Raw genomic sequence first — 11,866 nt, 5'->3', positions numbered from 1 at the left:
GAAGAGATTATTCCCGACGGTTCAGGCAGACGTAGCGCTGAGCGGGTTCGGCTTCCGTAAACGGTAATCCTCTTTCAATAAGTAGGACATTTTTATGAATTTGCACGAGTATCAGGGCAAGCAGTTGTTTGCTGAATACGGTTTGCCGGTATCGAAGGGCATAGCCTGTGACACGCCAGAGGAAGCAGCAGAGGCTGCGGACAAGATCGGCGGCGATCGCTGGGTGGTCAAGGCCCAGGTCCATGCAGGTGGCCGCGGCAAGGCTGGCGGCGTGAAGCTGCTGGACAACAAGGACGATATCCGCGCATTTGCGGAGAAGTGGCTCGGCAAGAACCTGGTGACCTATCAGACCGACGAGCATGGCCAGCCGGTCAGCAAGATTCTCGTTGAGTCCCTGACCAATATCGATCAGGAGCTTTACCTGGGCGCCGTGGTTGATCGTGGCAGCCGCCGGATCGTATTCATGGCATCCACTGAGGGTGGCGTGGAGATCGAAAAAGTTGCTGAAGAAACCCCGGAAAAGATCCTGAAGGCAACGGTTGACCCCCTGGTGGGCGCTCAGCCCTACCAGGCTCGTGAACTGGCCTTCAAACTCGGGCTGAAGGGTGACCAGATCAAGCAGTTCACCAAAATTTTCATGGGCCTGGCAAAGCTGTTTGAGGACTATGACCTGGCACTGCTGGAGATCAACCCCCTGGTCATTACTGACAAGGGTGATCTGCACTGCCTGGATGCCAAGATTGGTGTGGACGGAAACGCTCTTTATCGCCAGCCAAAACTCCGGGACATGCGGGATCCTTCCCAGGAAGATTCCCGCGAGGCAGAAGCCGCGAAATGGGAGCTGAACTACGTGGCTCTGGAAGGCAACATCGGCTGCATGGTTAATGGCGCCGGTCTGGCCATGGGCACCATGGATATCATCAAGATCAGCGGCGGCCAGCCGGCCAACTTCCTGGACGTTGGCGGCGGGGCAACCAAGGAGCGGGTGTCCGAGGCGTTCAAGATCATCCTGTCCGACGAAAACGTCAAAGCCGTGCTGGTCAACATTTTCGGTGGCATTGTCCGCTGCGACATGATTGCTGAAGGCATCGTCGGTGCCGTCAAAGAAGTGGGTGTCAAGGTGCCGGTTGTCGTTCGACTCGAAGGCAATAACGCTGAAAAGGGCAGAGATGTACTCGCTGACAGCGGCCTGAACATCATCGCCGGGACCAGTCTCTCGAATGCCGCAGAAGAAGTCGTTAAAGCCGCAGGGGGTAAATAATGAGTATCCTGATCAATAAAGACACCAAAGTTATCTGCCAGGGCTTCACTGGCGCCCAGGGTACCTTCCACTCCGAACAGGCTATTGCTTACGGAACCAACATGGTTGGTGGCGTGAGTCCGGGCAAGGGTGGCACGAAGCACCTCGATCTGCCGGTATTCAATACTGTCCGTGAGGCTGTGGAGTCCACTGGTGCTACAGCAACCGTGATCTATGTGCCGGCCCCGTTCTGCAAGGATGCCATCATCGAAGCCGCGGATGCAGGCCTTGAGCTGATTGTCTGCATCACCGAAGGCATCCCCACTATCGACATGCTCTATGCCAAGGAATATGTGGATCGTGCCGGTGTCCGGATGATTGGCCCGAACTGTCCCGGTGTGATCACACCGGGTGAGTCCAAAATCGGTATCATGCCTGGTCACATCCATCAGCCTGGCCGGGTGGGTGTTGTTTCCCGCTCAGGTACGCTGACCTATGAAGCGGTCAAGCAGACCACGGATTTCGGCTTTGGTCAGTCCACCTGTGTTGGCATCGGCGGGGATCCGATTCCCGGTTCTAGCTTCATCGATATCCTGAAACTGCTGCAGGAAGATCCGAAGACCGAAGCCATCGTCATGATCGGTGAGATCGGTGGCAGCGCCGAAGAAGAGGCGGCTGCTTTCATCAAGGATAACGTCACCAAACCGGTGGTGGCCTATATTGCCGGTGTCACCGCACCTCCGGGCAAGCGCATGGGCCACGCTGGCGCGATCATCGCCGGTGGCAAGGGCACGGCTGATGAGAAATTCGCTGCTCTGGAAGACGCAGGCGTCAAGACCGTGCGCAGCCTGGCTGACATTGGCAAGGCACTGAAGGAAGTGACTGGCTGGTAAACCGCTGGTCCGTTCAGAAAACCCCCGCTCCGGGACGACCGGATAGCGGGGGTTTTTGCGTTAGGGATCCAGCGTCAGGGACTGATGAGAGCAACGGTCGGGGATGATAAAGAGAATCCTGGGTTTTTTCGGGCCGACATCAGTCTATAATGCCCGGTCATTCTCTTTTATGATGACCAACCAATGATCTGTTCAAAGGAGTTCATGCTTTGAGTTCTGTAGATTCCCAGCAACGTGTGCTGTCCGGAATGCGTCCCACCGGCAAGTTGCATCTTGGTCATTACCATGGTGTGCTCAAAAACTGGGTCAAACTCCAGCATGAATTCGAGTGCTTTTTCTTTGTCGCCGACTGGCATGCCCTGACCACGAATTACGATGACCCTTCCATGATCGAGGCCAGTGTCTGGGACATGGTTATCGACTGGCTCGCGGCCGGGGTGAACCCGGGTTCGGCAACTCTGTTCATCCAGTCCCGTGTGCCGGAACACGCGGAACTGCATCTGCTGCTGTCGATGATCACACCTCTCGGCTGGCTTGAGAGGGTGCCCACCTACAAGGACCAGATTGAGAAACTTCGTGAGAAAGATCTCGCAACCTACGGTTTTCTCGGCTATCCACTGCTTCAGAGCGCGGATATCCTCATGTACCGTGCGGGTCGTGTCCCGGTGGGCGCTGACCAGGTTTCCCATATAGAGATAACCCGGGAGCTGGCGCGGCGATTCAATCATATCTATGGGCGCGAGCCGGGGTTTGAGGAGCAGGCGGAGGGCGCCATCGTCAAGATGGGCAAGAAGAACGCAAAACTTTACCGCGCCCTCAAGCGACGTTACCAGGAAGAAGGAGACATGGAGGCTCTCGATACTGCGCGGGCGCTTCTCAAGGAACAACAGAACATTTCCCTCGGTGACCGGGAAAGGCTTTACGGATACATAGAGGGCGGCGGCAAGGTGATTCTGCCCGAGCCCCAGGCGCTGCTTACACCGGATTCGAAAATGCCCGGGCTGGACGGGCAGAAGATGTCCAAGTCTTATGGCAACACCATCGGGCTCAGAGAGGACCCTGATACCGTTGCAGTCAAGATCCGAACCATGCAGACGGATCCCCAGCGTGTCCGCAGAACCGATCCGGGAGAGCCGGAAAAGTGCCCGGTATGGGATCTCCACAAAGTCTATTCAGATTCCGAGGTGCAGGAATGGGTCCAGACCGGCTGCCGCAGTGCCGGCATAGGCTGTCTTGACTGCAAAAAGCCGGTAATTGATGCGATCGTGGAAGAGCAGCGGCCATTGCACGAGCGGGCCAGGGAATATGAAGGGAATCCGGATCTGGTGCGTTCAATTCTTGATGAGGGTTGCGAGCAGGCGCGCGATGCCGCCCGGGACACGCTGGATGAAGTGCGCGCTGTGATGGGGTTGCGGTATCGTTGATACTGGTGAATTTTTGCTGTCCGGATCACTGTGATGACTGAAGAGGCGTCAGCAGACCAGGGTGTTGTCGATAGCCTGGCTGAAGGCAGGCCGCGACCGGATCCCATTGTCCGTGTGTCCGGCCGGCCCCTGGTGGATATGCCGAAAGATCTGTATATCCCGCCAGATGCACTGGCTGTCTTTCTGGAGGCCTTTGAAGGTCCGCTTGACCTGCTGCTGTATCTGATTCGCCGCCAGAACATGAACATCCTCGATATTGATGTCAGTGAAATTACCCGGCAGTACATGGATTACATCGGCGCGGTCGAGTCCATGCGGTTTGAACTGGCTGCGGAGTACCTGGTGATGGCGGCCACCCTTGCTGAAATCAAGTCCCGCATGCTGCTGCCCCGGCAGGAATCGGAAGATGAGGAAGAGCTTGACCCCAGAGCCGAACTGATCCGCCGCCTGCAGCAATACGAACGGTTCAAGCAGGCTGCCGAGGATCTGGACCAGTTGCCGCGTCTGGAACGGGACCATTTCAGCGGCAGCGCGTCGCTCCCCCGGCTGCCCAGCAGCCAGACGGTGCCTGATGTGGATCTTCACGAGATGCTGCTGGCGCTGCAGGGGGTTCTACGGCGGGCGGATCTTTTTACGAGTCACCATGTCGAACGGGAGCGGCTGTCGACGCGGGAACGCATGTCTGCGATTCTCGCAGCCCTGATTGATGAGCGGTTTATCAGTTTTGAAAGCCTCTTTACCATCGAAGAAGGTCGCCTCGGTGTCGTGGTGACATTTCTGGCGACCCTTGAACTGGTCAAGGAACAGCTGGTGGAGGTGGTTCAGGCAGAGGTTCTGGGCCCCATCCACGTCCGGGCAAGGGCTGCCGGCTAATGCTGGAACACGGATACAAACGATTGAGCAACTCCGGGTATCAGGTGGTATGAACGAAGATAACATCCGGCAGCTTCAGGCAATTGTGGAAGCGGCACTGCTGGCCGCCGGCAGGCCTCTGTCCCTGGAGCAGTTGCGGGATCTGTTCGATGAGGGTGAGCGACCGGCGCGCCAGATAATGGAGCACACTCTGGTTCAGCTGGAGCAGTCCTGCGAGGGCCGAGGTTTTGAACTGAAGAAAGTTGCCAGCGGCTACCGGGTGCAGGTTCGCCAGGAGTACGCCGGGTGGGTGGGGAAACTGTTTGAAGAAAAACCCCAGCGATACTCCAGGGCGCTGCTTGAGACTCTTGCGCTGATCGCTTACCGTCAGCCCATTACCCGGGGTGAAATTGAGGAAATCCGGGGGGTCACCGTAAGCAGCAACATCGTGCGCACCCTTCTTGAGCGTGAGTGGGTCCGGGTGGTTGGCCACCGCGACGTTCCCGGGCGACCGGCGATGTATGCCACGACCCGCCAGTTCCTGGACTACTTCGGTCTTGCCAGTCTGGACCAGTTGCCGCCATTGTCCGAGATTCGCGACCTGGAAGAAATTGGCCGGGAAATCGAGAAAACCATCCAGGCTGAGATTGAATTTGAGCCACCGGAGATCAGTGAGTCAGACGGCGGTCATGATGCGGCAGACGAGGGCGATGAGCCCCGGGACCACAGATTCCATTAAATAATCAGGAACGTCATTGGCGACGAGTTAGTGGCGAAACTTACACATAAGACATGGCACAGACGAACAGTCCCTGCCGATCGATAAGGAAGAGTTAATGGCGTCTGAACGCCCCCGTAAAGAGCGCCCACGCAAGCAGATTGGCCACAGGACGACCGCAACCAGCAGCGGTCCGGAACGGCTGCAGAAAATGCTGGCCCGTGCCGGTATTGGTTCCCGTCGGGAGGTGGAAACCTGGATAGAAGCCGGTCGCATTACGGTCAATGGCCAGCCTGCTGAGCCTGGTATCAAGGTAACTGCTGCAGACCGAATAGAACTCGATGGACGCCGTCTGGATCTTGCCAGCACAGCTGTCACGGTGCGCCGGGTGCTGGTCTATAACAAGCCGGAGGGGGAGGTTTCTACGCGAAAAGATCCGGAAGGCCGGCCCACTGTGTTCGACAGCCTTCCCCGACTCAGGGATCACCGGTGGGTTGCCATCGGCCGGCTTGATATCAACACCAGCGGTCTCATGCTGTTTACCACCGATGGTGAACTCGCCAACCGGCTGATGCATCCGGCGAGTGAGGTTGATCGCGAATATGCAGTGCGGGTCTTCGGTGAGGTGGATGATGCCATGCTGAAGCGGCTGATTGACGGGGTTATGCTTGAAGACGGCATGGCAAGATTTTCCGATATCTCCCCTGCAGGCGGTAGCGGAATCAACCGGTGGTTTCACGTAACCCTCTTTGAGGGGCGAAACCGGGAAGTGAGACGGCTCTGGGAGTCCCAGGGAGTCCAGGTAAGCCGGCTCAAACGCGTGCGGTACGGGCCGACGTTTCTGCCGAGCCGCCTGAGCGTTGGCAAGTGGGAAGAGATGGATCAGAAAGGCGTGGATGATCTGAGTCGCCGGGTAGATCTTGAGCCCATCGCTCTTCCCGTCAAGACGCCGGGGGAAAAGGAAGCCATGGAACGCAAGCAGCGGAAACAGCCAGCGAGGCCCGAGAAGAAACCCGGCGACAGAAAGTGGCAGGTGAGTGACAGGAAGACCAAAGGTGCCAGCAAAGGACGCAGCCGCACGTCAGTAAAACGAACCTGAACTAAATCAGGGTGGGCGCTTCTGGCTCAGGGGCTCCTTAACAGGGGCGCTGTGCTTTCTGATTGGGAATGCTGTCTGCCATCCGCGTGCAGTTACGACCCTGGGCCTTTGCCCGGTAAAGCGCTTCATCTGCGCGGGCCAGCCATTGCTCTGGCGTCTCGCCCGGCTGGCGCATGGCAATGCCCGCACTGGCTGTGGTCTGGACATCTCTGCCGCTGCAACGTACTTCGATGCTGGCAATGAATTCACGGATCCGGTCGGCCACTGTCCGGGCTTCTGCTTCACTGGTGTGGGGCAGGATGATGGCGAATTCTTCACCTCCGAACCGGTAAACACTGTCGCTGTTCCGGGTAGCCTTTGCCAGTTCCAGGGCGGTTGCTTTCAGAATGTGATCGCCGATGATGTGGCCGTAGCTGTCGTTGACCCGTTTAAAATGGTCCAGATCACAAAGAATCAGGGAACAGCTGTCACCATGGCGTTCTCCCAGGGAGCATTCCCGCTCCATGGCCTCGTCCAGGGCGCGCTTGTTTGGGAGCTGTGTCAGGAAATCCGTCAGCGCCGCCTGATGCACGCTGGCGTACTGGCAGGCATTACGTATTGGGCAGATCGCAATGGCCAGAGCCTGCTCAATGCCAGCCAGTTCCTCCTCCGTAAACCGGCTCTTGCGACTCAGGGTGAGGCCACCATAGTTGACTCCCTCCAGGGTCAGCCGGTAATCGCACCGGTGCGCCCCACCAAGACCAGTGGAAAAGACGAAATCGCTTTTGCCAATCTGATGACGGTAAGTCAGCTGCTGATACGGCACGAGTGCTGCGAGTTCCTCGGCGAATATCGCAATGAGAGTCTCCAGGGACAGGGAAGTTGCCAGGCGCCGGCTGAGTCTTGAGAAGCCATTATCGACTTCGCTCCATTGCCGGGTTGCCTTCCTTAATGCCGCCAGGTTCCCTGGTCCATCGTTTTTACGGACGATAAACGGTGTGGTTGTGCCTGCCATAGTAAACTCCCTGGTCGTTTGACCGAGGTTAAGCATAAAAAATGCCATAAACAGTTAAGTCTTTAAAAACATATGCTTGCAGTATCTTCTTGATGTCACGTCGTGGCCCGCTCGGGGTTCTGTCAAAAAAACGTCGATCGGGGCGGCAAGCCCCTGCCGCAGGAGCCCAGCTCTGCCTGGTGATTTTACCCGGGAGGTTGTGAGAGCGGCTCTCAGCCTGTGATACACTTCTGACCCATCGCAACCCCCCCCGGCAACTTGAAACGAAGGAATCTATGCGATTTCAGGCACCTGAGAGTCTCTCGGAACAGATTGCCCAGCATCTGGGGCAGCGCATAATCAGCGGTCAGCTGCGGCCGGGCGAGCGAATCCAGGAGCTGAAAGTCGCAGGTGATCTCGACGTCAGCCGGGGCTCCGTCAGGGAGGCTCTGCTCATCCTGGAGCGGAGGCACCTGATCGAGATATTTCCCCGCCGTGGCGCCGTGGTGTCGCAACTCACCCCGGCTCTGGTGAACAGCCTTTATGACATCTACATAGAATTGCTGTGCATGCTTGGCAGGAAGGTTCTTGAACAGTGGTCGGGGCCTGAGCTTACCGGCGTCGTGGCCAGCATGACCGGCATTGAGCAGCTGATTGAACAGGCCGGCTCCGACGATGCCGACTCCACGCAGGCGATTATCGAGGCTGGTTTTGACGTGATGCGGCACGCTTACCGGATGGTGGACAATCCTTTTCTGGAAGAAACTCTGGAGAATTTCAAGCCTGCGATCAGCCGGACCTACTATGTTGCCCTTGAAAACTTCCGGGGTGAGATTGCACAAACGAGACGCTTCTTCACCGAACTCGGGAATGCTGCCTCAGCGGGTGATCCAGTAGCCCTGGAGCTGGCAATCAGGGAGTTCGGGGAGCACCAGCGCCGGCAGGTTTTAAGTATTCTGGAAACCAGGGATGCCTGAGCTGACAGCGCCCGGGCATTGAATTTCCATTAGCAGACTGTTTAACGGACAGATACACCACTCATGCGGCTGAAATCCATCAAACTCGCGGGCTTCAAGTCTTTTGTAGACCCAACGACCGTTCCGTTTCCTTCCGCCATGACCGCGGTTGTCGGTCCCAATGGCTGTGGCAAATCCAACATCATCGACGCCGTCCGCTGGGTCATGGGCGAAAGTTCGGCCAAGTACCTCCGCGGGGAATCGATGTCGGACGTCATATTCAACGGCTCCAGCGCCCGGAAACCCGTGGGCCAGGCATCCATCGAGCTGGTGTTCGACAACACGGAGGGCAAGGCACCGGGGGAGTTCGCGAGCTTCAATGAGATTTCGGTAAAACGCCGGGTAATTCGGGAGGGACAATCCGACTACTTTCTGAATGGCACGAAATGCCGGCGGCGTGACATAACCGACCTTTTCATGGGTACGGGGCTTGGCCCTCGCAGTTATGCGATTATCGAGCAGGGGATGATCTCAAGGCTGATCGAGGCCAAACCGGAAGAATTGCGCATCTACATTGAGGAAGCTGCCGGAATCTCCCGCTACAAGGAGCGCCGTCGGGAGACCGAAAACCGCATGCGCCGGACTCAGGAGAACCTTGAGCGTCTGACAGATCTGAGGGAGGAGCTGGAACGCCAGCTGCAGCACCTGGAGCGGCAGGCCCAGTCGGCGGAAAAGTACAAGGCCTACAAGCAGGAGGAGCGCCAGAAAAAGGCGGAGCTTACTGTGCTGCGCTGGCAGGCGCTGGATGCGGATCTGCAGCAGGCACGGGTTCGGATCCGCGATACAGAACTGGAACTTGAGCGCCTGTTGACCGAAAGGGTCAACCTCGAAACCACTCTTGAATCCCTGAGGGAAGGCCATCAGGAGCGCACGGAGCACTTCAACCGGGCGCAGGCGAGATACTACGAGGCGGGGGCCGATATTGCCCGCATTGAGCAAAGTCTTGAACATCAGCGGGAAAGAAGCAGGCAGCTGGCGACGGAGCTGGATCAGGCGCTTGCCAACAAGCGGGAGCTGGACCGGGAGCTGGAACAGGACGAATCCAGGCTTTTGTCCATCCAGGAAGAGCTGGCGCTGGTGGAACCGGAGCAGGCAGTCCTGGCTGAGCGTGCAGATGTTTCCAGTGAGCAGCTGCTGTCAGCGGAAGAGGCCATGAGCGCCTGGCAGCATAGCTGGGAAGCTTTCAGTGGGCGCTCTTCGGATGCCCGTCGTCAGGCCGAGCTTGCCCAGTCGCAAATCCGGACCACGGAAGAAAATATCGAAAAGCTGATCAGCCGGCAACAGCGCCTGCGCGACGAGCAGGCCCTGCTTGAAGACCAGCTCGACCGGCAGGAGCTGGATGATCTTGCGGAGCAGGAAGAAGAATGTGCCCTGCGGCGTGAAGAGGCCGCCATGAAAATCGAATCCGTGCAGGAGCTGCTCCAGGATGCCCGGGCTCGCCAGAAAGAGATGGAAGAAGCCGTCACCCGCCGGCAGCAGGAAGCGCAGTCCCTCACTGCAGCGCTTGAGTCCCAGCAGTCACTGCTGGACGAGCAGCTGGGCGGTCAGGACGATGCTCTTCAGGACTGGCTCGCCCGGTATCAGCTCGCGGATGCACCGAGGCTGGCCCGTCAGCTGACGATCGAACCGGGCTGGGCCTTTGCCGTCGAACAGGTGATGGGTAACCTGTCCCAGAGCGTCTGTGTGACTGGCCTGGATGATCTGGGTCCAGCCCTCGGCGAGGCTCCAAAGGGCGCAGCACTGGTCGAGCATGCCGCTCCTGAGGGACATGGCCGGGGTCTTCTGGCGCGAGTGTCCGGAGCAGGAGGATTCAGTGAGCTGCTGGCAGCCATAGAAACGGAGGAAACCCTGGCCGAGGCGTTAGCCAGGCGCGATCAGCTTGAAGCAGGTGCCAGCATTGTGACCCGGGACGGTGTCTGGATTGGCAGGCACTGGCTACGGATGCCGTTGTCCGATTCCGGTCAGGTCGGGGTGATTGAGCGTCAGCAAAGGGTTGATCGGCTGCAACTGGACCTCGAAGCGGCGACCACAGCACTTGATGCCAGTACCGGCGAGCTCAGCGAGCTTCGTGAACGCACGGGGCGCGCAGAAGCCGAACGGGACGAACTCCAGAGGCTATTCAGTGACGCTGAGCGGGAGCTGGGCGGGATTTCGTCGAGAATCAGTGGCCTTCGGGCCAGGGCAGAGCAGATCGATGACCGCCTGCAGCGTATCCGGGATGACAGTGCTGAGGTGACAGAGCAGATTTCACAACAGCAGGAGCTGCTGGCCGAGGCACGGCTTGAGTGGCGCGAAGCGCTGGAAGCGAGCGAAGACAGCGACATGGAAAAAGAAAATCTGCTGGCCCGCCGGGATGTTCTCAGGGAAAGCCTCGATCAGCTGCGCCAGCAGGCCCGTCATGACCGGGATCATGCGCATCAGCTCCAGCTGCAGGTACAGACGTTGAGCAGCCAGCGTGACGGCCTCAGCCAGACCCTGGATCGGATGCAGTTGCAGCGGGAACGGCTTGACGAGCGCGTGGAAATTCTCCAGGAAGGCAGAGAAAACGCTGAGGAACCGCTGGAGGACCTTCAGATGCAGCTGGAAGGACTTCTTGACCGGCGATCAGCGGAAGAGCAGAAACTGGCAGCTGCGAGGGATGCTCTGGAAGAAATTGACCGCCAGGTGCGGGAAAATGAGCAGGGACGTAGCCGCGCCGAGCATGTTGTTCAGGACATCAGGGCGTCACTGGAAAAGGCTAAAATGGAATCCCAGGCCCTGGAAATCCGCGCAGGGAACCAGCTGGAACAGCTCGAAGAACTGGACGTCCAGCTACGACCGGTTCTTGAGCAGTTACCGGAAGAAGCCACTGAAACCGCCTGGGCTGATGAGCTTGAAAAGATTGCCAGCCGGATCCAGCGGCTGGGAGCCATCAATCTTGCGGCAATTGAGGAATATCAGGTCCAGAGTGAGCGCAAGACCTACCTCGACAGCCAGCATGAGGATCTCATTGAAGCTCTGGAGATACTCGACAGCGCCATCCGGAAGATTGACCGGGAGACCCGCCAGCGCTTCAGGGAAACCTTCGACAAGGTGAATTCGGGCCTGCAGGCTCTGTTTCCAAAGGTATTTGGCGGTGGCAACGCCTATCTTGCGCTCACTGGCGAAGACCTGCTGGAAACAGGCGTGTCCATCATGGCCAGGCCGCCCGGCAAGAAAAACAGCACCATTCATCTGTTATCCGGCGGCGAAAAGGCACTCACAGCTATCGCACTGGTGTTTTCCATTTTCCAGCTCAATCCGGCCCCCTTCTGTATGCTGGACGAAGTTGACGCACCACTGGATGATGCCAATGTCGGGCGCTACGCTAAGCTGGTCAAGGAAATGTCCAGCCAGGTTCAGTTTATCTACATCACCCACAACAAGATTGCGATGGAAATGGCCGGCCAGTTGATGGGGGTAACTATGCATGAACCGGGTTGCTCCCGGCTGGTGTCGGTGGATGTGGAGGAAGCGGCGGCTCTGGCAGCCATCTAGGGTGGGTGCTGGTGTGCTGAGCGGCGCAGCTCAGCTTTCGGAAGATGACAATAAGGCCATCCGGTGCCGCCGCTCGTTGTATTCGGACCAGGCTTTGAATAGAGTAACGACGACACGGGATTCGCACACAGGACT

At 58.1% G+C, this 11,866-nt stretch carries 9 protein-coding genes; 8 read left to right on the top strand and 1 reads right to left on the bottom strand.

Annotated features, from left to right (window positions below):
* Nucleotides 1–94: 94 nt before the first annotated feature.
* From sucC to rluB, 6 genes are all read left to right on the top strand, one after another.
* The gene (sucC, locus tag LG327_RS14880) at nt 95–1,261 is read left to right on the top strand and encodes an ADP-forming succinate--CoA ligase subunit beta (protein ID WP_404363057.1); all 1,167 of its coding nucleotides are present in this window, start codon (nt 95–97) and stop codon (nt 1,259–1,261) included.
* Nucleotides 1,261–2,133, top strand: a complete 873-nt coding sequence (sucD, locus tag LG327_RS14875) for a succinate--CoA ligase subunit alpha (RefSeq protein WP_404363055.1) — start codon at nt 1,261–1,263, stop codon at nt 2,131–2,133. The genes sucC and sucD overlap by 1 nt, the downstream gene beginning before the upstream one ends.
* 248 nt (nt 2,134–2,381) lie before the next feature.
* The gene (locus tag LG327_RS14870; protein WP_404369455.1) at nt 2,382–3,557 is read left to right on the top strand and encodes a tryptophan--tRNA ligase; all 1,176 of its coding nucleotides are present in this window, start codon (nt 2,382–2,384) and stop codon (nt 3,555–3,557) included.
* 33 nt (nt 3,558–3,590) lie between these two features.
* Nucleotides 3,591–4,430, top strand: a complete 840-nt coding sequence (locus LG327_RS14865) for a segregation and condensation protein A (protein ID WP_404363053.1) — start codon at nt 3,591–3,593, stop codon at nt 4,428–4,430.
* Nucleotides 4,431–4,479: 49 nt separating this feature from the next.
* The gene (gene scpB / locus LG327_RS14860; RefSeq protein WP_404363051.1) at nt 4,480–5,148 is read left to right on the top strand and encodes an SMC-Scp complex subunit ScpB; all 669 of its coding nucleotides are present in this window, start codon (nt 4,480–4,482) and stop codon (nt 5,146–5,148) included.
* A 97-nt stretch (nt 5,149–5,245) separates the two neighbouring features.
* Nucleotides 5,246–6,226 (top strand): 23S rRNA pseudouridine(2605) synthase RluB, encoded by a 981-nt coding sequence (rluB, locus tag LG327_RS14855; RefSeq protein WP_404363049.1) that lies wholly within the window; start codon nt 5,246–5,248, stop codon nt 6,224–6,226.
* 37 nt (nt 6,227–6,263) lie between these two features.
* On the opposite strand, the gene LG327_RS14850 is transcribed toward rluB, so the two are convergent.
* Nucleotides 6,264–7,220, bottom strand: a complete 957-nt coding sequence (locus LG327_RS14850; protein WP_404363047.1) for a GGDEF domain-containing protein — start codon at nt 7,218–7,220, stop codon at nt 6,264–6,266.
* Between the two features lie 275 nt (nt 7,221–7,495).
* On the opposite strand from LG327_RS14850, the gene LG327_RS14845 reads away from it, so the two are divergent.
* The gene (locus tag LG327_RS14845) at nt 7,496–8,176 is read left to right on the top strand and encodes a GntR family transcriptional regulator (protein WP_404363046.1); all 681 of its coding nucleotides are present in this window, start codon (nt 7,496–7,498) and stop codon (nt 8,174–8,176) included.
* Nucleotides 8,177–8,239: 63 nt separating this feature from the next.
* Nucleotides 8,240–11,731, top strand: coding sequence for a chromosome segregation protein SMC (smc, locus tag LG327_RS14840; RefSeq protein ID WP_404363044.1), 3,492 nt, complete (start codon nt 8,240–8,242; stop codon nt 11,729–11,731).
* Nucleotides 11,732–11,866: the final 135 nt, after the last annotated feature.

Origin of the sequence: Marinobacter sp., from assembly GCF_044799475.1 — a bacterium.
In the GTDB taxonomy this organism is placed as follows: Bacteria; Pseudomonadota; Gammaproteobacteria; order Pseudomonadales; family Oleiphilaceae; genus Marinobacter.
Note: the sequence above shows the minus strand (reverse complement) of the source record. Positions and strands in the feature narration are given on the sequence as shown.